12 protein-coding genes are annotated in these 22,609 nt (G+C 51.6%); 11 read left to right on the top strand and 1 reads right to left on the bottom strand.

Going from position 1 to position 22,609, the window contains the following annotated elements; all coding sequences use genetic code 11:
* Window positions 1-36: 36 nt before the first annotated feature.
* Window positions 37-3,078 carry a D-2-hydroxyglutarate dehydrogenase YdiJ gene (ydiJ, locus tag WA302_RS19120; RefSeq protein WP_336064689.1) on the bottom strand — a complete coding sequence of 1,014 codons (3,042 nt, stop codon included), beginning with the start codon at window positions 3,076-3,078 and terminating at the stop codon, window positions 37-39.
* 382 nt (window positions 3,079-3,460) lie between these two features.
* Here ydiJ and WA302_RS19115 point away from each other — a divergent pair, with 382 nt between their 5' ends.
* The 11 genes from WA302_RS19115 (at window position 3,461) to WA302_RS19065 (ending at window position 22,529) form a co-directional block, all read left to right on the top strand.
* Window positions 3,461-5,563 carry a hydantoinase/oxoprolinase family protein gene (locus WA302_RS19115; RefSeq protein WP_336064688.1) on the top strand — a complete coding sequence of 701 codons (2,103 nt, stop codon included), beginning with the start codon at window positions 3,461-3,463 and terminating at the stop codon, window positions 5,561-5,563.
* A gap of 23 nt (window positions 5,564-5,586) precedes the next feature.
* Window positions 5,587-7,257 carry a hydantoinase B/oxoprolinase family protein gene (locus WA302_RS19110; protein ID WP_336064687.1) on the top strand — a complete coding sequence of 557 codons (1,671 nt, stop codon included), beginning with the start codon at window positions 5,587-5,589 and terminating at the stop codon, window positions 7,255-7,257.
* 27 nt (window positions 7,258-7,284) lie between these two features.
* The gene (locus tag WA302_RS19105) at window positions 7,285-8,487 is read left to right on the top strand and encodes a pyridoxal phosphate-dependent aminotransferase (RefSeq protein ID WP_336064686.1); all 1,203 of its coding nucleotides are present in this window, start codon (window positions 7,285-7,287) and stop codon (window positions 8,485-8,487) included.
* A gap of 60 nt (window positions 8,488-8,547) precedes the next feature.
* Window positions 8,548-9,357, top strand: coding sequence for an NAD-dependent epimerase/dehydratase family protein (locus WA302_RS19100; protein ID WP_336064685.1), 810 nt, complete (start codon window positions 8,548-8,550; stop codon window positions 9,355-9,357).
* 20 nt (window positions 9,358-9,377) lie between these two features.
* The gene (locus WA302_RS19095) at window positions 9,378-10,565 is read left to right on the top strand and encodes an NAD(P)/FAD-dependent oxidoreductase (RefSeq protein WP_336064684.1); all 1,188 of its coding nucleotides are present in this window, start codon (window positions 9,378-9,380) and stop codon (window positions 10,563-10,565) included.
* 13 nt (window positions 10,566-10,578) lie between these two features.
* A complete protein-coding gene (locus WA302_RS19090; RefSeq protein ID WP_336064683.1) occupies window positions 10,579-12,252 on the top strand; it encodes a thiamine pyrophosphate-binding protein in 1,674 nt (557 codons plus the stop codon).
* A gap of 337 nt (window positions 12,253-12,589) precedes the next feature.
* The gene (locus tag WA302_RS19085; protein WP_336064682.1) at window positions 12,590-14,026 is read left to right on the top strand and encodes an aldehyde dehydrogenase family protein; all 1,437 of its coding nucleotides are present in this window, start codon (window positions 12,590-12,592) and stop codon (window positions 14,024-14,026) included.
* Between the two features lie 28 nt (window positions 14,027-14,054).
* Window positions 14,055-14,804 carry an electron transfer flavoprotein subunit beta/FixA family protein gene (locus tag WA302_RS19080; protein WP_336064730.1) on the top strand — a complete coding sequence of 250 codons (750 nt, stop codon included), beginning with the start codon at window positions 14,055-14,057 and terminating at the stop codon, window positions 14,802-14,804.
* A gap of 2 nt (window positions 14,805-14,806) precedes the next feature.
* Window positions 14,807-15,742, top strand: coding sequence for an electron transfer flavoprotein subunit alpha/FixB family protein (locus tag WA302_RS19075; protein WP_336064681.1), 936 nt, complete (start codon window positions 14,807-14,809; stop codon window positions 15,740-15,742).
* 129 nt (window positions 15,743-15,871) lie between these two features.
* Complete coding sequence (locus tag WA302_RS19070) at window positions 15,872-17,470, top strand: APC family permease (RefSeq protein WP_336064680.1); 1,599 nt, start codon at window positions 15,872-15,874, stop codon at window positions 17,468-17,470.
* Between the two features lie 274 nt (window positions 17,471-17,744).
* Window positions 17,745-22,529 carry an NAD-glutamate dehydrogenase gene (locus tag WA302_RS19065; protein WP_336064679.1) on the top strand — a complete coding sequence of 1,595 codons (4,785 nt, stop codon included), beginning with the start codon at window positions 17,745-17,747 and terminating at the stop codon, window positions 22,527-22,529.
* Window positions 22,530-22,609: the final 80 nt, after the last annotated feature.

Raw genomic sequence — 22,609 nt, 5'->3', positions numbered from 1 at the left:
AAAGCACAATGTGCCAGTGCTCCCAAGTGATTCTATTCAATTATTATCCAATAATTTTAACAGCGCCTGTATCGGATGCTGAATGCGGAAAGATTCCATTCTTTTCACTTGGCTTCGACAGGAAAAACCCGTGGTTAAGCAGCGTTCAGGGGGAAGTTCGTGCAGCTTTTGCTGCCATGACAGAGCATAGATTCCTTTGGAATTTTCCAGATTAGGAACTTCATGACCATAAGTGCCGGCCATTCCGCAGCAACCGACATTTATACTCTCCAGCCTGGCTCCGTAGCGGGAAAAAATAGTTCGCCAGTCTTCTGCTGCGCTGGGGAGCGCGGTAGCTTCAGTGCAATGGCTGAACAGATACCACGACTCCCCTCTTGCGCCGCTCAGCGACGACTTTTCAACACTCTCCCGCAGCCATTCGTGCATCAAATGAACTTTAAAATCGCCACGCGCCTCACCGAGAATTTCACGATACTCTTCACGAAAACAGAGAACCAGCGCGGGATCAACACCGACCATAGGCAGACCAAGAGCGGCTATTTCATTTAAATACCGGGACGTTTGTCGCGCAGTGTCAGCAAACTGTTGCAGGAACCCCTTAATATGCTGCGCCTTACCGTTCGGTATGAAAGGAAGAAGCAGAGGACGAAAACCCAACTTGGCGATAAGGCGTATCGCATCCTCCACTACCTGGGCATCATAAAAACTGGTAAAGGGATCTTGAACCAGCACGACATACTGCCGTCGTTGCTGCGCTTCGAGCTGTAACACCTCCGCGAGGGAGAGTTGAATATCCGGGATATCCTGAAGCCTCTGTTTTAAGGTTGGCACTGAAAGTAACGGCAGATCGGCCATCCCAATAACTTTCTGCGTGGCGTTCTGCACCAGTTTGCGGCGCATAACGAAGTTCACCGTCCTCGGCATTCGGGCCATCAGCGGCGCATAGCGTTCGACATTAACCACCACATGATCCCGTAGCGGGCGCAGATAGCGGGTGTAATAGGCCGATAAAAAACGCGAACGGAATGAAGGTACATCAATTTTCACTGGGCACTGCGTTGAACAGGCTTTACAGGCCAGACATCCCGCCATTGCCTCTTTGACCTCATGTGAGAAGTCATATTCACCCCGTTTTGCCGCAAGCGTATTCCGCGCCCTGCGCCACAAAGAACCTTGTGTAATCTCTCCGCCCGAAAGCTGAACATCTTTATTCGCCAGCAGCCGCAACCATTCGCGAACTAGTGTGGCCCGCCCTTTCGGAGAATGAACCCGATTAGCGGTAATTTTCATTGACGGACACATTGGTGAAAAGGTGTCGTAGTTAAAGCACAGGCCGTTGCCGTTGCACGCCATCGGCCCGCGCCAGGCACTGCGCACCACAACTGGAATCTGGCGATCGAAAGTACCGCGCTTGGCAGCATCAATCTGCATCATTTCCGACGGTTCACTGGCGAACGGCAGGCAAATTTTCCCTGGATTGAGACGGTTGTGAGGATCGAAGACCGTCTTCACGTGACGCAGTTCCTGATAGAGTGCATCACCGAAAAAGGACTGACTGTATTCCGCCCGATAGCCTTTACCATGCTCTCCCCACAGCAGGCCACCATATTTCGCGGTCAGCGCCACAACTTCATCGGAGATCTGCTTTATTAACGTTTCTTGCTGCGGATCGGTCAAATCTATGGCGGGCCTGACATGAAGGACGCCAGCATCGACATGACCGAACATGCCGTAATGTAGTTTATGGCCGTCCAGCAATGCGCGAAATTCGGTAATATAATCGGCCAGATATTGCGGCGGTACACAGGTATCTTCAACAAAAGCGACCGGTTTTCCCCGGCCTTTCGCATTTCCCAGCAATCCAACAGCTTTTTTGCGCATCGCATAGACACGCTCGATTTCCGCCACATTCTGGCAAAGCTGCCAGCCAATCACACCGCCCTTTTGCTCCTTAATTAACTTATCCAGGCGTTGGCATAACGAATCGACCTGCCGATCGATGAGCTCCCTATCATCGCCGGCAAACTCAACCATATTCAGTCCAAGCAGGGTTCTATTGGGCACATCGGTGATCAGAGCGCTCACTGAGTGCCAGACAATATCCTCCCGCGCCAGGTTCAACACGGTGGAATCCACCGTCTCAACCGACAATGCCCTAGCCTCCAGCATAAACTCCGCATTACGCAATGCAGAATCGAAGGCGTCATATTTGACATTCAGCAACCGTCGAACTTTGGGCAGTGGCGTGATATCCAGCTTCGCCTCGCTGATAAAGGCCAGAGTTCCTTCCGAGCCCGTCAGCACGCGAGTCAGATCAAAGCGGCTGAGATCGTCGTTAAAGACATGATAAAGGTCGTAGCCCGTCAAAAAACGGTTCAGCTTCGGAAAACCATTGACAATAAGCTCCCGCTGTTGGCGGCAGCGATCAACCACGCAACGATAAATAGCCCCTTCCAGTGAGTCCAGGCTTCCGCGCCTCTCCGCTTCGGCAACAGGGATAGTTCCGGTGCCAATCGTTTCACCATTGCTGAGCACTGCGGTGAGCGCCAGTACATGATCCGAGGTTTTACCATACACCAGAGAGCCCTGACCGGAGGCGTCGGTATTTATCATCCCTCCCAGCGTCGCTCGGTTGCTGGTAGAGAGTTCCGGCGAAAAGAAAAAACCGAATGGTTTAAGGAAAGCGTTAAGCTGATCTTTTACCACGCCAGCCTCTACCCGTACCCATCTCTCTTCAGTATTTATCTCCAGAATCTTGTTCATATGGCGCGAGAGGTCAACGATCACGTTGTTATTGAGCGACTGGCCGTTTGTCCCGGTGCCTCCGCCGCGAGGGGTAAAGGTTACAGAGGGGAACTCTTCACTAGACAGGCAGGCAAGTAGAGCCAAATCCGCGGTGCTGCGCGGAAATACCAACGCTTCAGGCAAACATTGGTAAATACTATTATCCGTCGCCATAGACAGACGATCGCTATAGCGGGTAGCAATATCGCCGGTGAAACCTTTTTCTTCCAGTGCCATAAGAAACTGTCGGGTCTGTTGGCGCAGTCCAGGTACATCGTTAAGTTTTGGAATCATAGATATCTGCATGCTCAATTGAATACCAAACGTTGTCTTCCCTGGGCGTCGCAGTATTGTGTTTTAGTTCACATATTTGCAACATCCCCAGCCCCTCACTTAATTATTTTATAGGTCAATCCTCTGACCAATTAAGAGGGCCATTTACATGGCCATTTATTTCTTATTAATTTTCAATCAAATAAAACAACCCCCTCTTTCACTAAAGCATTCTAGAGCGATAAGAAATGCCTATCATCTTATCAGTTGTCAGACATCTTATCTCATGTTATAACGATATGACAATGTTGTTTATTTGTTACTCAGAACGAGTGTGAGTCAGCACTTTTTGGATCCCTGACCACCTGTTCCAGGGTGGGTTGATGAAACTGGACGTAGAGAAATGATCGAACAAAACAGCAGCAAACTACCTGTGCGAATTGGTGTAGACATTGGTGGAACATTTACTGATGTTGCCCTCGAAATTGGGACTCAAATTTACTCCACCAAATTATTGACCAATTATTCAGCACCTGAACAGGCGATTCTCGATGGCATTTTGAAAGTAGTAGAAGATGCCGGCATTAAACTTAGCGATATCGATATGGTGATCCACGGTACGACACTGGCAACCAACGCGCTAATTGAACGGCGCGGCGCAAAAACGGCCTTTATCACCACTCAGGGCTTCCGCGATGTGCTCGAAATGCGCACAGAGAACCGTTTCGAGCAGTACGATCTTAATATTACGTTGCCAAAACCACTGATTGCCCGCCCGGACAGATACACGCTGAACGAGCGTGTCGGCGCTCAGGGGCAGGTATTAAAGGCTCTGGACATTGATGAAGCAGAAACGCTAACCAGCGTCATCAAACAGGGGGGGTATACCAGCGTAGCCATCGGCTTTATGCATAGCTATCTTAACGGCGAGCATGAAGCAAAAGTTCGCGATATTCTCCTGAAGCATATTCCTGAGCTTTCAGTCAGCATCTCTTCCGAAGTGTCGCCTCAGATGCGCGAGTTTGAACGCTTTAATACCGTCTGCGCAAACGCCTATGTTCGCCCGGTAATGGAGTCTTACCTGCATTCTCTCGTCGAACGTCTGAAAGAAACGGGTATCCCGTGTCCGGTCTTTATGATCCACTCAGGTGGTGGCATTATCAGCGTGCAAAACGCCGCGGCGTTTCCTGTACGTCTGATGGAGTCCGGCCCGGCAGGTGGCGCCATGTTTGCCGCTGACATCGCCAACCGTTTTGATCTCAACTCCGTCATCTCCTTCGACATGGGGGGCACGACCGCCAAAATCTGTCTGATTGAGCAAGGACGCCCCAAAACAGCTAAAACCTTCGAAGTCGATCGCAGCTATCGCTTCAAGAAAGGCAGTGGGATGCCGATCTCCATCCCGGTTATTGAGATGGTGGAAATCGGTGCGGGCGGCGGTTCGCTCGCTGCTGTCGACTCAATGAATCAGATCCGCGTCGGGCCCGAAAGCGCCGCGTCCGAACCCGGTCCAGCCTGTTACCAGCGAGGCGGTAAACGCCCGGCGGTTACCGATGCCGACCTGATCCTTGGCCGCCTTGACGCCGACAATTTCGCTGGCGGTGCAATCAAACTTAGCGTGGAAGCCTCAGAAACCGCGATGCAGAGCGAAGTTGGCGAAAAACTGACGCTTTCACCGACGCTGGCCGCATTTGGCGTCAGCGAAGTGGTTGATGAAAACATGGCCAACGCCGCCCGCGCGCATGCGGTAGAAAACGGTAAAGCATTAGAAACCTACACGATGATCGCCTTTGGCGGCGCCGCCCCCATTCACGCTTCTCGTTTGTGCGAAAAACTGGGGATTCAACGTCTTCTGATCCCGCGCAGCGCTGGGGTAGGTTCGGCGGTAGGGTTCCTGAAAGCGCCATTCGGCTACGAAGTCGTAAAAAGCGCCTTTATGCGTCTCGATCTGTGCGATATGCAGCAGGTTGACGCCACGCTGACAGAGTTGTCCGCTGCCGCCGCGACAGTTCTTGAAGAAGGCGCCAGCGGCCAGACCATCATCTGGGAACGTCGCGCCTATATGCGCTATCAGGGTCAGGGATGGGAAATTCCTATCGACCTACCAGAAGGTCCTTATAACGAAACGCAGCGCGAAAAGTTCGCCCAGCTTTTTGAGCAGGCCTATACCCAGTTCTTTGGCCGCCCGATTGAGGGGTTACCGATCGAAATCATCAGTTGGACGGTAAAAGCCAGTTCACAACTCCCGCCGGTGAAAAAAGTGGCGCCTCTGCAGGACACCAGCAAGGTCTGCAGCGAGGTTCATCGTCCGTTATTTGATGCCGCGCTGGGTGAGTTTACCAGAGCGCAAATCTGCGAACGGGAAAACCTTGCCCCAGGCCAACGCATCAGCGGCCCGGCTATCGTCGTGGAGCGGGAGACCTCGACCATCGTAACCTCCAGCTTCGACGTCATCATACAGAACGACGGCAGCTTGCTGTTGCAGCACAAAAACGTAGCAAATTAAGCCCGGCAATCAGGATTATCACCATGACCAATCAGACTTTAGCGAAAGTACAGAAACAGGTGATGTGGAATCGTCTCATCTCCGTCGTCGAAGAACAGGCCGTCACGCTAATCCGTACGGCATTCTGCCCAAGCGTACGTGAAGCCGGGGATCTCTCAGCAGGCGTATTCGATATTGGCGGGCGCATGATTGCTCAGGCCGTTACGGGAACCCCCGGCCACGTTAATACGATGGCCGAGTCGGTAGCTCACTTTATTAAAGAGTTTGGGCCGGACAATCTGCTGGCAGGAGATGTCTACATTACCAACGATCCCTGGAAGGGAACCGGGCATCTGCACGATATCACTATCGTGACCCCCACTTTTCGCAACGGGAAACTAATCGGCTTCTTTGCCTGCACCGCTCATGTGGTGGATATCGGTGGACGCGGCTTCGGCCCGGATTCGCGCGAACTCTATGAAGAGGGATTGTTTATCCCGCTGCTTAAACTCTTCGACCAGGGCACTGCCAATAGCGTGTTGCTTAATATTCTGCGCAACAACGTCCGCGAAGCGGATCAGGTTATCGGCGATATATTCTCGCTTTCCTCTTGCAACGCAGTGGGGGCGCGCCGCTTGCTCGACATGATGGACGAGTTCGAATTGGATGACCTGCAGGATCTGGCGGAATTTATCTTTAGCAACAGCGCTCAGGCCACCGCTGACCGTCTGGCTGAATTACCAGAAGGGGCAAGCGCCAGCAACAGCATGACGCTGGACGGCTATGACGAGCCCGTCACTCTGAATGTGACGTTAACGGTTGAAAATGGCGCGATTATCGCCGATTTCGCTGGCACCTCTCCGATCAGCAAATTTGGGATTAACGTACCGCTGATCTATACCAAAGCCTATGCATGCTACGGACTGAAATGCGCTTTAGCGCCGGAAATTCCCAATAACGAAGCGTCATTGGCCGCTTTTCAGGTTAAAGCGCCAGCAAACTGCATTCTTAATGCCCAGCGTCCGGCACCGGTCTCCGTGCGCCACGTTCTCGGTCACTTTGTGCCGGATCTGGTCCTCGGCGCACTGCATAAGCTAACTGGTATTGATGTGCCTGCGGAAGGTTCCGGCTGCCTGTGGAATCTCCATGTCAGCGTGCGACCAACCGCCCCGGACGCCAATCCTGCCCTCAACGCTGAAATACTGATGTTTAACAGCGGCGGCACCGGCGCGCGAAGCAAATTCGATGGTTTAAGCTCCACCGCCTTTCCGAGCGGCGTCCATACGATGCCGGTTGAAGCCTCTGAACATGTTGGCCCGATTACCATCTGGCGTAAAGAACTGCGCCCCGGTTCCGGCGGAGCGGGACAACATCGGGGCGGTCTGGGACAAATTATGGAGATCGCGCCTAACCCTGGTTTCGAATTTCGCTTTAATGCCATGTTCGACCGCGTTGATCACCCGGCCAACGGACGTGACGGCGGCCTGCCAGGCGCCGCGGGACGTGTTTCGCTGGCTGATGGCACGTCATTAAAGGCAAAAGGAACCCAACTGGTCCCGGAAGGCAATGCGTTAGTTCTGGAGTTGCCGGGAGGTGGTGGCCACGGCGCGCCGCAATCCCGTGACCCGGAAGAGATCAAACGTGATGTGGAATTCGGCTATATCACCGAAGCGCAAGCCTTTGATTTGTATGGCTACTCTTTCAACGCCCGCTAATGCAGGCAGGACAAATGTGAGCAGATTATGAATTATCAGGCAGAAAGAATTTCTCGTATTCAATCGTCACCTAGCATGGCGGTCTCCCAGGCAGCTAAAGAAATGGTGCGCCAGGGGATTAATGTCGTTGATTTAAGCCTGGGCGAACCTGACTTTAATACGCCGGAGAATATCATCAATGCCGCAGTGGATGGTATGCGTCAGGGGATGACCCGCTACACTGCGTCTGCCGGGATCCCGGAACTGAAAGCGGCAATTATTGCCAAGCTGGCTCGCGATAATAAACTGGAATACACTGCGGAAGAAATCACCGTTGGAAATGGTGCTAAGCAGCTAATCTTTAATGCCCTGATGGGAACCCTTGAAGCAGACGATGAAGTGGTGCTACTGGCGCCCTATTTTGTCTCCTATCCGGACCTGGTGAAGCTACACGGTGGTACGCCACGTATCGTTCGCTGCTATGCGGAAAATAACTTCCGTCCAACACGGGAAGACCTGGCTGCGGCGATTAACGAAAAGACCCGCTGGATTATCCTTAATACGCCGTCCAACCCTTCCGGGGCGGTATTAAGTAAAGAAGACCTGCAAATGATCGGCGAAGTCGTTCGCCCATTTGAACGTCTACTGGTGATGTCCGATGAGATTTACGAAAAGATCGTTTTCGAAGGTACCGACTTCGTCTCATTCGGCGAGGCTTGCCCTGCGTTACGGGGCAGAACGTTAATTATCAACGGCGTCTCGAAAAGTTATGCGATGACCGGTTGGCGTATCGGCTATGCCGCAGGCCCTGCCGGTCTGATCCAGGTCATGAATAAACTGCAATCGCAGAGCACCACCAGCGCCTGTTCAATCTCACAAATCGCCAGCGTCGAAGCAATCGGCGGGCATCAGCTATTTGTTGAGAGTAGTCGTCTGGAATATCAGAAACGCCGGGACTTGATGCTGGACGGTTTACGCGACATTCCGCAGTTAAAAGCCTTTTCACCGGAAGGAGCGTTTTATCTCTTCGCTGAATGTCAGGCGCTGTTGAATAAGACTACGCCGGAGGGTCGTCGCTTAACCAATGACACCGATGTTGCAAACTACTTCCTGAAGGAGGCCCACGTCGCCTGCGTGCCAGGTGCCGCTTATGGTCTGGAACCGTTTGTCCGTTTCTCATTCGCGACCTCGGAAGAGCAGATTTCTCTGGCGCTGAAGCAGTTATCCGCAGCCATTAATAAATTGTGTTGATGTTGCATGCCTTGCCCGCCAGAAGGCGGGCAACAAAACCAAACAGTAGGGAGTTATCTCATGGCAAGATTCAAACGGCTTCTTATAACCGGAGCCGCAGGTCGACTGGGGAGCGTTTTACGCAGTCATGCCCACTATCTGGCGGGCACTTTACGTCTGACCGATATTGTCGATATGGGCAAAGCGGCCGTTAATGAAGAAATTATTCAGTGTGACCAGGGCGATTTTGAAAAAATGCTGGAAATCACTCGCGACGTTGACGCAGTCGTGCATCTTGGCGGCATCCCGCTGGAAAACACATTTGAAAATATCCTGCATGCGAATATACGCGGTACCTACAACGTCTATGAAGCCTGCCGCCGTAATGGTGTAAAACGGATTGTCTACGGTAGCTCTAACCACGCAATTGGCTTTTACGAACGCGAAGCGATGATCGGAAGCGATGTGCCGCATCGCCCGGACAGCATATATGGAGTGAGTAAGGCCTTCGCCGAAGATCTCGCTCGTTATTACTATGACAAGTTCCGTATTGAAACGGTCTCTATCAGAATCGGTTCCAGTTTTGAGGAGCCTACCGATCGACGTATGCTCGCTACTTGGCTCAGCTTCCGGGATTTCGTTGGACTCGTTGATCGTAGTCTGAGCGTTCCGCGCGTCGGCTTCACTGTCGTATATGGCACCTCCGCCAACCGTGAACAATTCTGGAGCGATAAAGAAGCGAAATTCCTTGGCTACCAGCCGAAGGACAGCGCCGAAGTCTGGCGTGAACAAATTGAAGCGAATACGCCAACGCCTGATCCCTTCGACCCCGCCATCATCTATTGTGGCGGTAGCTTCCCCGCGGCTGGTCACTACGAAGACAACCACTAATTTTCTGCAGAGGGTGTAGTATGTCCAATAATAAATCCTATGATGTCGTCATTATTGGTGGTGCGGCGGTGGGGAGCGCAACCGCCTATTTTCTGGCAAGCAATCCGGATTTTAATGGTTCCGTACTGGTGGTTGAACGCGATCCCACCTATGCCAAATCAGCGACGGCGCTGTCATCCAGCTCGATCCGTCATCAGTTTTCTAACGAAATCAATATTAAAATTTCGCAATTCGGCTCGGAATTCATCAAATCATTCCGCGACCACTGTGCGGTAGAGGGCGATGTCCCAGAACTGGGTTTTCAGGAAAACGGCTACCTTTATATGGTCAGCGAAAAAGACCAGCAAATCCTGACCGAAAACTACAATCTGCAAACCGCGCTCGGTTCACAGATGGCCCTGCTTACACCAGAGCAGATTGAGCAGCGCTTTCCATGGATTAACGCGCAAGGTGTTGCGGCAGGTTGTCTGGGGCTATCCGGGGAAGGTTGGTTTGACAGCTTTGGACTGCTGCAAGGCTTCCGTAAAAAGGCGCGTTCACTCGGCGTAACCTACATTCACGATGAAGTCGTTGGTCTGACGCGTAATGACGACAAAATAGAACGCGTGCATCTCGCTTCCGGCGAAGTCATTAACTGTGGTTACGTTCTAAACTGCGCGGGCACGCGTGCCAATAAAGTCTGTCAAATGGCCGACCTTCATATCCCGGTAGTCCCGCGCAAGCGTTGTATCTTTGTTTTCGACTGTCGTGAAAAAGTGGCCGACAAAATGCCGGCAATTATCGATCCTACTGGCGTATTTTGTCGTCCGGAAGGGAAATTCTATCTGAGCACAGTCGAACCGACTCCCGATCCCGATGCGGATTATGATGATTTCGAAGTCATCCACGCCGAATTCGAAGAGCGTATCTGGCTACCGCTGGCCGAACGTGTTCCCGCTTTTGAAGCCATCAAAGTCGTCAACTCATGGGCCGGTCATTATGACTACAACACCCTTGACCACAATGCGATCATTGGCCCACACAGTCATGTAAAAAACTTCTTGTTTGCCAACGGTTATAGCGGACACGGTCTTCAGCAATCCCCTGCCGTCGGACGTGGGCTATCGGAATTGATTACTTACGGTCAATACCGCACGTTGGATCTTTCTCCGCTCGGCTACGCGCGCATTGAGAGCCAGACACCTTTCCTTGAAAAATTGATCATTTAGTCCGGGGGAAACGATGACTACAACGAATAAGCACGTCACGGGGCGTAACGGGGGGCGTATTCTGATCGACGCCTTGCGCAATAACGGTATGGATCGCGTCTTTTGTGTCCCTGGTGAAAGCTACCTTGCCGCCCTGGATGCGTTACACGATACCCCGGAAGTGGCGCTGCATGTTTGCCGTAACGAAGGCGGCGCCTCATATATGGCTGACGCCTATGGCAAACTGACAGGGAAACCCGGTATTTGCTTCGTCACCCGCGGCCCTGGCGCAACCAATGCAAGCTGTGGACTGCATGTCGCCCGTCAGGACTCCACGCCGATGATCCTGCTGATAGGCCAAGTGGCGCGCCAGGATATGGATCGCGAAGCATTCCAGGAGATAGATTACCGACGCATGTTCGGCGAAGTTGCTAAATGGGTGGCGCAAATCGAGGATGCCTCCCGTATTCCGGAATATGTTAACCGCGCCTGGGCAACAGCCACCTCTGGTCGCCCTGGGCCGGTGGTGCTGGTGCTGCCGGAAGATATGCTGACCGACGAAACCCACAGCGCCGACCTCCCTGCCTGGCAGCCTGTCATCACCGCGCCTGGCGAAAAGGACATCCGTCGCGTTTGCGCAGCTCTGGAAAGCGCCGAACGTCCTCTGGTTATCATCGGAGGCAGCGGCTGGAATGAAGAGGCGCGTCGCCAGCTGGAGGATTTTGCCGACAGTTGGCAGTTGCCGGTCGCCAACTCCTTCCGCTGCCAGGACTATATCGATAACGATCATCCCTGCTACGTGGGCGATCTCGGGATTGGTATCAGCCCGGCACTCACTGAACGCGTCAAAAACGCGGATCTCCTTCTGGTCATTGGCGCCCGTCTGGGCGAAATGACCACGCGTGGCTATTCGCTGGTGGATATTCCCCGACCACAGCAGCGATTAGTGCATATTCACGCTAGCGCCGAAGAGCTGGGCAGCGTCTACTATGCTGATGTCGCAGTGAACGCGGCGCCGGCAGCATTTATCGCCGCGCTTAACAAGGTTGCCCCCTCCGGCGAGCCAGCCTGGCAGGCGCAAACCCATAGCGCACGAGCCGAATTTGATAACTGGAATAAACCCATCAAAGTTAGCGGCAATATTCAGATGGCGGAAATCATGGACTGGCTTGGCAACGCAGTGCCTGACGATACCATTATCTGCAACGGCGCAGGTAACTATACCGCCTGGGTCCATCGTTTCTGGCGTTTTCATAAGGTGCGTAGCCAGCTTGCTCCTACCAACGGCGCTATGGGATACGGCCTTCCTGCAGCAGTAGCGGCTAAACTGATTGCGCCGGAACGCACTGTTATCGCTTTTGCCGGTGACGGATGCTTTATGATGAATGGCCAGGAGATGGCGACGGCCGCTCAGTATGGCGCCAACATCATCGTCATTGTGGTTAATAACAGTATGTTCGGCACAATTCGTATGCATCAGGAACGGGAATATCCTCGCCGCGTGGTGGCCACGGAGTTACAGAATCCGAACTTCTGCGCTCTGGCGGAAGCCTACGGCGCTTATTCGGAACAGGTCACCTGCACCGAACAGTTTGCTGAGGCCTTTGAGCGTGCCCGCGCAGCTGGTAAACCAGCCTTGATCGAGATTCTGCTCGATCAAGAAGTTATCTCCCCTAACACGACACTTTCGGCGTTACGTAATCGCTGATCTATAGCAAAGCCGGCAATCGTGACTTATCGGTTGTCGGCGCTATCTGACAGAAGTCGTTCGCTTTCACCTGACAACCAACGCTTCGCGTTTTAATCAGTAGATATAAGTCTCCGTTATGAGAAGCGTGAGAAGTGAAAAGTATGATGCAGCGCACATTTTTATTTTCACATCAGATCAATGCGTTAAATAAGACCCTGTGGAAAAAATGTAATGCGCCTCAAATTATGCAATAAGTATTTTACATACTTGTAACTAATGAATTGCGCATACCGAAAAGATGCGATAGGTTGTCTGACATCTTATTACCCCACAAGAGCTAAATGAGTAGGCCACGATGGAAATTTACAAGAACTTCATCAATGGAAAATGGGGGGGTACGGATGCCTCCATGCGCAACATCAATCCATCTGATACGAATGATGTGCTTGGTCTGGCAGTGGTGTCCGACGCAGCGCAGATCGATGCGGCAGTGAATGCCGCCCGCGAAGCATTCACCACCTGGTCCACCAGCCCGGTGCAGTTACGCAGCCGCATTCTGGATATTACCGGAAACGAAATCCTCGCTCGCCGTGAAGAACTTGGCCAGTTGCTTGCCCGCGAAGAGGGAAAAACTGTGCGCGAAGCGATTGGCGAAGTCACTCGTGCCGGTGAGATCTTCAAATTTATGGCGGGTGAAGCACTACGTATCCCAGGCGAAGTCCTTGACTCCACTCGTCTCGGCATGACGGTGGAGATCACTCGCGAAGCGGTAGGGGTGATCGGTATGATTACGCCGTGGAATTTTCCGCTGGCGATCCCGGCATGGAAAACGGCTCCAGCTCTTGCTTTTGGTAACTGCGTAGTACTCAAGCCGGCAGAGCTGGTTCCAGCGAGCGCCGTCGCGCTGGCCGATATTCTTCACCGGGCCGGGTTGCCGGACGGAGTATTCAATCTGGTTCTAGGCAAAGGTTCCATCGTCGGCCAGGCGCTGATCGAACATCCGGGTATTGATGCCATCTCGTTTACTGGCTCTCAAGGTGTGGGTCATAACATCGCCAGAATCGCCGCCGAGCGAATGATCCGCTGTCAGCTTGAAATGGGCGGTAAAAATCCACTGGTCGTACTGGACGACGCCGATATCGATATCGCGGTTGAATGTGCTCTCGACGGTTCGTTTTACGCTACCGGTCAGCGCTGTACCGCCTCTTCACGTCTGATTGTGGGCGCGGCCATTCATGACCAGTTCGTCGAACGCTTAACTGGTCGACTGAAGGCGCTCAAAGTCGGCCATGCTTTCGCTGCCGACACGAATATCGGCCCGGTAGTCGATGCCCGTCAGTTGGAGAGCAATCTTAACTACGTCAATATCGGCAGGGAACAAGGAGCGGAACTGGTCTACGGCGGTGAACACCTTGACTGCCCGACTCCGGGTTTCTATATGTCGCCAGGGCTGTTTATCGCCACCGACAACACGATGCGTATTAACCAGGAGGAAGTGTTCGGCCCGGTAGCATCGGTGATGAAAGCCACTGATTTCGATGAAGCGCTGGCGCTGGCCAACGCCACACGTTTTGGCCTCTCTTCTGGCATCGTGACTCGTTCCCTGAAGTATGCATCCGCCTTTAAGCGCTATTCCCAGGCAGGAATGGTGATGGTAAATGCGCCAACTGCCGGGGTCGATCCGCATGTTCCTTTTGGTGGCCGTAAAGCCTCCAGTTACGGTCCCCGTGAACAAGGTCGTTACGCCCTTGAGTTCTATACATCGGTGAAAACTTCTTACATTCAGCCTTAATGGTTGTAACAACATGAGTGACGTAAAGATGAAGATTTTAGTCGCGGTGAAGCGCGTTGTTGATTACAACGTAAAAATTTCTGTCAAGCCAGGGCAAACCAGCGTTGATACCAGTAACCTGAAAATGTCGATGAACCCGTTCTGCGAAATCGCCGTTGAAGAGGCAATTCGCCAGAAGGAAAAAGGGATCGCTGACGAAATTGTCGTCGTGTCAATTGGCAGTCAGGCCTGCCAGGAACAGTTGCGTTCCGCACTGGCGTTGGGCGCTGACCGCGCTATTCTCGTGGAAGCTGAAGATAACCTGGAATCACTCGCCGTCGCCAAACTTCTGGCCGCAGTCATGAAAGCTGAGCGCCCGGATCTGGTGATTTTAGGCAAACAGTCCATTGATTCCGACGCAAACCAGACCGGACAAATGCTGGCTGCGTTGACCGACCACCCACAGGGGACCTTTGCCTCCGTGGTCAATATCAACGAAGGCAGCGTTGAGGTAACCCGCGAAGTGGACAGCGGACTGCAAACCCTGTCGCTGACGCTTCCGGCAATTGTTACCACCGACCTGCGCCTCAATGAACCGCGCTATGCATCACTGCCCAATATTATGAAAGCGAAGCGTAAACCATTAGACGTTATCTCTGCCGCCGATTATGACGTCGATACCCGTGCTCGCCTGCAAACGCTGGCTGTAGAAGCACCGTCCCAGAGACAAAGCGGAGTACGGGTCTGTTCCGTGGATGAATTACTGAATAAACTGAAACATGAAGCGAAGGTGATTTGACTATGCGAACCTTAATTATTGCTGAACACGATGGCGCGCAGCTCAACCCTGCTACGTTGAATACCGTAGGTACCGCCAGCCAGATTGGCCATGAAATTCATATTCTGGTCGCGGGTAAAAATTGTCAGACGGTTGCCGAACAGGCGGCCAGAATCAGTGGGGTCTCACGTGTCTTACTGGCCGACAACGAAGCCTATGCCCATCAACTGGCAGAAAACGTCGCACCGCTGATTGTCGAACTGGCCCAGGAGTATAGCCATATTTTGGCGCCAGCGACCACCGCGGGTAAAAACGTTATGCCTCGCGTAGCCGCACTGTACGACGTGGCGCAATTATCGGATATTACTGCCGTAATCTCCCCGGATACCTTCAAGCGGCCGATTTACGCCGGTAATGCTATTGCCACAGTGAAATCAGACGATTGCCTGAAAGTGCTGACCGTCCGAACCTCCAGCTTCCCGCCGGCAGCAGCTGAAGGCGGTTCCGCTACCGTAGACAGTATCTCCAGTGTTTTCCTCAGCGACAAGGTCCGCTTTGTGAAAGAAGACCTGGTTAAATCCGAACGCCCAGAACTGAATGCGGCGCGGATTGTCATTTCTGGCGGCCGGGGCGTCGGCAGTAGGGAAAACTTCGCCCTGGTCGAGAAACTGGCCGATATTATGGGTGCTGCCGTCGGGGCGTCACGCGCCGCCGTGGATTCCGGCTATGCCCAGAATGATTTGCAAGTTGGTCAAACCGGAAAGGTTGTCGCCCCCGATCTCTATATCGCGGTGGGTATATCGGGTGCGATTCAACATCTCGCAGGTATGAAAGAGTCCAAAGTTATTGTTGCGATTAATAAGGACGAAGAAGCGCCAATATTCCAAATCGCTGATTATGGTTTAGTCGGCGATCTGTTTGAGATCTTACCGGAACTAAGCCAAAAGTTAGCAAATTAGTTATTTATTTTATTATCAGGGACGGTGTTTATTACATCCCCTATCAACATCTGTTTCTCAAATAACATAATACTCCCCACACCCTTAAAATAAAATGTGGGGAGTGCTAACAATAAGTGCGAGGTAATAATGTCTACATTACTCAGAGGTGATGAAACGAGCAATAACCAGGCAACTCATTTCAAGAAAAAACTATCCACGTTCGATCTGACGTTTATTGGACTGGGCACTATTTTCGGTTCGGGATGGTTATTTGCCGCCAGCCATGTATCGACCTACGCAGGACCGGCAGGGATATTATCCTGGCTTTTTGCTGCTGTCGCGGTGCTAACATTGGGATTGGTTTATTGCGAGCTTAGCGCTGCACTACCGCGAACCGGCGGTGCGATAAGCTATTTAATGATCTCCCACGGCCCGTTGATGAGTTATTTAATCGGTTTAATTACGGTAATCTACTCATCCAGTATGGTGGCCATCGAAGTAGTGGCCGCCAGACAGTATGCCGCCGCCTGGTTTCCATTTATGGCCCATCCGGGCACCAGCGATCCCACGATGTTAGGCTGGGGTTGCCAGTTCTTAATGTTGTGTTTCTTCTTTTGGCTCAATTACCGCAGTATCAGTACATTCTCTACCTTCAATAATCTTATAAGCATTATAAAATTCACCGTGCCAATACTCATTATTGTCGTCCTTTTCACCTTCTTTAAGCCAGAAAACTTTATCGCTCATGGATTTGCACCTTTTGGCTTCTCAGGTATAGAGATGGCGGTCTCGGCAGGTGGGGTCATCTTTGCATTTCTCGGCCTGACGCCGATTGTCTCAGTCGCTAATGAGGTTAAAAATCCGCAACGAACGATCCCGATCGCGCTGATTTTGTCGATTATTATCTCCGGGACGCTCTATTTATTGCTGCAAATCGTTTTTCTGGGAGCGGTTCCGTCAGATATGTTACTAAATGGCTGGGGCGGCGTTGCGGCGAATTTTAAACTGCCCTTCCACGATATTGCTATCTATCTCGGTGTAGGCTGGCTGGCGATCTTGGTGGTAATGGACGCGATTGTCTCCCCCAGTGGTTGCGGCAACATCTTTATGAACGCCACGCCGCGTATCGTTTATGCCTGGTCACGTTCTGGAACGTTCTTCAAGTACTTCTCCCATGTTGATAAAGAGTCTGGTATTCCGCGCCCTGCACTGTGGCTGACCTTTGTGCTTGCGGTATTCTGGACTATGCCATTCCCTTCATGGGAAGCGATGATTAGCGTCGTTTCCGCGTCTCTGGTATTAAGCTATGCGATAGCACCTGTTTGTGTCGCCGCTCTGCGCCGTAATGCTCCTGATATGCCGCGTCCGTTTTACCTGCGTAGCTTCACTATCGTCGGACCGATTTCTTTTGTTATCGCCACGCTTATCGTTTACTGGTGCGGCTGGGACAACCTGAGCTGGCTCTTCGTTTCACAAATCGTGTTGTATATCGCTTATCTTTGCTTCATTAAGATTGTGCCGAAAGAATATGTTGGTATTAAACAGCAGATTAAATCTTCATTATGGTTAATTGGTTACTATATTCTGTTATTAGGGATCTCATATCTCGGCTCTTTTGGCGGCAAAGATATTATCCCACATCCTTATGACCTTTATATCGTAGCCGCTATCGCAATCGTTTGTTATTACTGGGGAACGTTTACCGGAATTCCTAAAGATAAAATCAACCTATTTATCTCTGAATAAGGGGGGGCGACAGACCAGACCTTTATTTCAGGTTAAGCGGACAAGCTATATAACCGTCATACTTCAGACTGAATGACAAAACGCATCCCCGGTGACGCACGCTTAGGTCGTGACCGGGGAATTGCTGGCAAGCAAACAGGAGGCCGCCTGAAGATATAACGTATACACCCTGTTCTTTCGTTTATAAATAACAGTATTCCGTGGTACGCGAACAAACCAGATAGTGACTCAGCCACTTATCCCTTTTCCCGATCATAACGGACACATTGAGACAATGACGAACATACGTTTGCAAGAGAAACAACCCGTTATCAAACAGACGCTCACCCACGCTTCTGAAACCAGCAATGCAGAGGAAGATAATGACTATCTACGTTTTGCCAGGCTGTTTCTGCATTCGTTGTCAGTAGAAACTCTCAATGAAAAAACACCACCCCAGCATGCTCTCAGTTTACGTGCCTGCTGGCAGGCGCTGCAATCCTCCCCGATCGAGAAAGCGACGGTGATCCTGAGCACTTCTCATCCCGACGATACTGTCACCACAGCGCACACCATACTGATCGTCATCGCCAAAGATATGCCCTGGCTTGTGGAGTCGATACGTACTGAACTGAATCGCAATAACATTACTATTCACCATCTGCAGAATGTCGTGTTAGGGGTCCAGCGGGATCGTCAACAACGCATAGTCAGCTACGATGATGCCGAACTTTACCCCACCAGCCGCGAAGCCGTGATGTATATCGAAATCGATCGTCATAGTGATGATCGTACTCTTGATAATATTCAGTCGAAGTTAGCCAACGTGCTGGATCTGCTCTACCAAGCCCGGCAAAATCGCGAGGAGATCATTGCCCGCCTTCGCCATGCCGTCACCAGCCGGGCGGCGCAGAGTCACGCCATTACGGAAAATGAGTGCTGCGAAACCGACGCCTTTATCGACTGGCTAACCAAAGACAACTTTCTCTTTCTGGGGTGTGAAGAACTCATTATTAAGCAACAGGATGGCGTTCCATTGGTTAAGCGTACTCAGCAACTTGGCCCGGTTATTTTCAGCGAAGACGCTGAGGATGGCACAATATTAAGTAAAGAACTCGCGGCTCCTCACGGATTAATCGCCATTAAAAAAGATGTGCATAGCGCCGAAGTCTATCGCCAGCATTATTACCATCAACTCATGGTGGTCCTCGACGACCAACAGCGTGCGGCACGTTTTTATGGCTTATTTACTGCCAATGCGATCATTACGCCCCCGGAACAAATTCCGCTGGTCCGTAAAAAAATCGCTCAGGTCAGGACACTAAGCGGGCTTCAACCTGATGGCCATAATACCCGTGAATTGACCCGTATTCTTAATACCTATCCGTGGGAAGAGTTGCTGATAGCCAACGCAGAGGAACTACGGCAGACAGCAATGGGCATCTACAATTTACAGGAACGCCGCCGTTCCACGCTCTTTTTTCGTGTAGCACCCGGAGAAGAGTATATTTCTTGCCTCTATTTTGTGCCCAAAGACACCTATTGCACAGCGCTGCGTTTACGTGTCCAGGAGGTTTTGCGAAAACATTTTTCCGCATCGAATATCACCTTCAACACCTTCTACAGCGACTCCATTCTTTCCCGTACGCATTTTTATCTGACCCGAAGCGCTGCCATTCCACTGAACCTTGATGAAGCTTCTCTTAATCAGGATATCGCCAACGTTTCGCTCTCCTGGCAGGATCAGTTATATGAGGCCCTTCAATCACAGTTAGGCGAAGAAGCAGGCAATACCATGTTTTACTGCTTCGGACAGGCCTTTTCTCAAGGATATAAAGAGACCAACCCCGCTCAAGATGCGGTAAAAGATATCGGTTCGTTATGCCTGCTGAAGGAAAATAACCCGCTAACGATCCACGTCGATCTTCCCGACGGCAATGACGATACCCGACTTAACATCAAGCTGTTTAGCTGTGAAAAACCGCTTATGCTTTCCGGGATAGTACCGATCCTCGATAATACCGGCGTCACGGTGGAAAGTGAAAACACCTGGCCCGTTGTTACCGAAGATAGAATGTTGTGGCTCCACCAGTTCACACTGTTCTATACGCCACTGGAGCAAGCACCAGATATCGCCACCCTACAAGCATGGCGTGAGTGCATCCTCGCGATTTTACAAAATAAGGCGGAAAACGACCGTTTGAATCGCCTGGTGCTTGATGCCGGTTTAACCGGTAGCGATATTACCGTCTTACGTGCGCTGACACGCTATATGCACCAGCTACGGCTGGGATTCAGTCAACAGTATATTATCGATATCCTGGCGCAATATCCTCTTCTCGCCAGAGAGTTACTCCTGCTGTTTAAAGCACGTTTCGATCCTGATAGCGAAAAGCGTGAAATTCGCGTTGAACACCATCAAAAGCGCCTGCTGGAACAACTGGAGCAGGTCACCAGCCTTAACGACGAGCGGGTTTTCCGTTCCCTGAATGATATTATCCTGGCGATAGTGCGAACCTCATTCTGGCAAAGTACAGCTGACGGGGAGTCATTGCCTTTTATCGCCTTTAAATTACGACCGGGGACTATTTCAGGTATCCGCCAGCCCTGCCCTGAATATGAAATTTTCATCTACAGCCCTCGGGTGGAAGGCGTTCATCTTCGTTTCGGGAAAGTCGCGCGCGGCGGTCTGCGCTGGTCAGATCGAAATGAAGATTACCGTACCGAAGTTCTTGGATTGGTCAAAGCCCAGCGCGTTAAAAACGCGGTGATTGTGCCGGTAGGTGCAAAAGGAGGCTTCGTAGTGCGTCAAGTGGCCAAAAACGCCAGTCGCGAAGAAATTCATGCCGAAGGTATCGCCTGCTATCAACTATTTATTCGCGGCTTATTATCGCTAACTGACAATCTCGTGGATAACCGAGTGATACCACCGTCTGATACCTGGCGTTACGATGGCGACGATCCCTATCTTGTTGTGGCGGCAGATAAAGGGACTGCTACATTCTCCGATATTGCGAACGATCTGGCGAATGTCGCCGGATTCTGGGCGGGCGATGCCTTCGCCTCCGGCGGCAGCCATGGCTACGATCATAAAAAAATGGGGATTACCGCCCGAGGGGCATGGGAATCCGTTAAGCGCCACTTCTATGAGCAGGGGCGCGACGCCCAGAGCGACGCCTTTACGGTAGTTGGTATCGGCGACATGGCGGGCGATGTGTTTGGCAACGGGATGCTACTTTCCCCAGCGATTCGTCTGGTTGCCGCCTTCAATCATAAACACATATTTATCGATCCAGATCCTGACTGCGTCGCCAGCTTCCAGGAGCGCCACCGCTTGTTCACGCTGCCGGGTTCAAACTGGAACGATTACAGTGCTGAACTGCTGTCGTCTGGCGGTGGCGTTTTCTCTCGGGAGCAAAAACGTATCACTATTACCCCGGAAATGCGTCGCCGCTTCTCCATTGAGGTAAATACGCTTTCGCCTAATGAGCTAATCCAGGCGCTGCTACGCAGTAAAGTCGATATGCTATGGAATGGCGGGATTGGCACTTATGTCAAATCCAGCAGCGAGAGCCATACAGATGTCGGCGACAAAAATAACGACAGTCTGCGCATTGACGCCAGTGAACTGCGTTGCAAAATGGTCGCAGAAGGCGGCAATCTCGGTCTTACACAACTGGCGCGCTGTGAATTCGCCTCGTTGGGCGGCGCAGTGAATAGCGATTTTATTGATAACGCCGGCGGCGTGGATTGTTCCGATCACGAAGTTAACATTAAGATCCTGCTTAATATGCAGGTTGCACGCCAGAAAATGACGCTGAATGAACGCAACACCCTCCTGAGCTCAATGAGCGATGCAGTAGCCAACAGCGTACTGAACAATAATCGCCGCCAGGTGCTGGCTCTCAGCATGGCAGAGCGTAGCGCGGTACAGAATCTCGATCTCTGTCGCCAGCAGATTAACCAACTTGAGCAGCGCGGCGAACTGAATCGCGAGCTGGAATATCTGCCTGACGACGCCTCTCTGCTGGCACGTAAGCGTGATAATAAAGGGCTGACCCGACCAGAGCTGGCGGTGCTTCTTTCCTACACCAAAAGCAATCTTAAACAGGCTTTTATTGAAAGCGATCTCTCTGCCTGGCCTTGTGCAGCGCAAGAGGCGTTGCTCGCCTTCCCTCCAGTATTGACGAGAAAATTTCGCCAGGAAATAGCGCAACATCCGCTATATCGGGAAATCGTCGCAACGCGAATCGCTAATGAAATGGTCAACCGCCCGGGGCTTAACTTCAGTCATCTGCTTCAGAAGAGATGTCATGTCTCCGCCGCCGATACCGCCATTGCCTGGTTGCTCAGCAAACAGCTCTTTTCTCTAGGGAGCTACTGGCAGGAAATTGAACGTTCAGAAGCTAGTCTGAAATGGGAAGTTCAGGCCGAACTACTCGAAGCGCTGATGCGATTCGCCGAAGGCATCTGCGGTTGGCTGCTGATGAACCAGAAGAATCTGGCAGAGTTTCTCCAACAGTTACCGCAATTCAGCGCTGATATACAACGGCTGTTTGCCATCATGCCGACATTGCTTCCAGCCTATGGCTGCGACAACCACTCAGGTAAGGTGAAGGAATTACAGGCAGTTGGTATCGATTCCCAACTGATAGAACTGGTGTGCAACCAGAAATTGTATCTTGCTTTGCCTGAAATTATTGTTGTTTCTCGCCTCAGCGGGCGTGAGCTGGAAGATGTTGCCCATCTCTATCTGGCGCTGCGCGCACGATTGAAGCTCGACCGCATTGAGCAGGCGCTTGAGCGCTATCAGCCTATTAACGAATGGCAATCCGTGGCACAGGAAAATTGGCTTTACGATCTCACCCGCCACTACCGAAAACTGATTGTGGCGTTGTTACGCAACAATAGCGTATCGGCAGATACGGTGGGCAGCTGGTTGGCTAAACAGCAGAGCGTACTCGCTGCCTGGGATGAAAAGACGCGTTGTTTCTTTGACAATGATCCAGATGAAATTTCTGTCTTTGCACTTATCCTTGGTGAGTTACGGGATATAACCCCAAAAAGCAACACAAATTAGGTATATAAAATTAAGAAACGCTCCGCTTGCAGAAGTAAAGCAGAGCGTTTGGTTATGAGCATAATTAATCGCAGAGCAAA

The sequence above is a fragment of the Serratia sp. 201 genome (genome assembly GCF_037027545.1).
Taxonomy (GTDB): Bacteria; Pseudomonadota; Gammaproteobacteria; order Enterobacterales; family Enterobacteriaceae; genus Serratia; species Serratia bockelmannii.
This window is presented reverse-complemented; position numbering and strand designations above follow the sequence as displayed.

Coding starts and splice junctions, on each gene's coding strand:
- WA302_RS19105 (WP_336064686.1), top strand. CDS start 7,285: ATGAATTATCAGGCAGAAAGAATTTCTCGTATTCAATCGTCACCTAGC.
- WA302_RS19095 (WP_336064684.1), top strand. CDS start 9,378: ATGTCCAATAATAAATCCTATGATGTCGTCATTATTGGTGGTGCGGCG.
- WA302_RS19090 (WP_336064683.1), top strand. CDS start 10,579: ATGACTACAACGAATAAGCACGTCACGGGGCGTAACGGGGGGCGTATT.
- WA302_RS19070 (WP_336064680.1), top strand. CDS start 15,872: ATGTCTACATTACTCAGAGGTGATGAAACGAGCAATAACCAGGCAACT.
- WA302_RS19110 (WP_336064687.1), top strand. CDS start 5,587: ATGACCAATCAGACTTTAGCGAAAGTACAGAAACAGGTGATGTGGAAT.
- ydiJ (WP_336064689.1), bottom strand. CDS start 3,078: ATGATTCCAAAACTTAACGATGTACCTGGACTGCGCCAACAGACCCGA.
- WA302_RS19085 (WP_336064682.1), top strand. CDS start 12,590: ATGGAAATTTACAAGAACTTCATCAATGGAAAATGGGGGGGTACGGAT.
- WA302_RS19100 (WP_336064685.1), top strand. CDS start 8,548: ATGGCAAGATTCAAACGGCTTCTTATAACCGGAGCCGCAGGTCGACTG.
- WA302_RS19080 (WP_336064730.1), top strand. CDS start 14,055: ATGAAGATTTTAGTCGCGGTGAAGCGCGTTGTTGATTACAACGTAAAA.
- WA302_RS19065 (WP_336064679.1), top strand. CDS start 17,745: ATGACGAACATACGTTTGCAAGAGAAACAACCCGTTATCAAACAGACG.
- WA302_RS19115 (WP_336064688.1), top strand. CDS start 3,461: ATGATCGAACAAAACAGCAGCAAACTACCTGTGCGAATTGGTGTAGAC.
- WA302_RS19075 (WP_336064681.1), top strand. CDS start 14,807: ATGCGAACCTTAATTATTGCTGAACACGATGGCGCGCAGCTCAACCCT.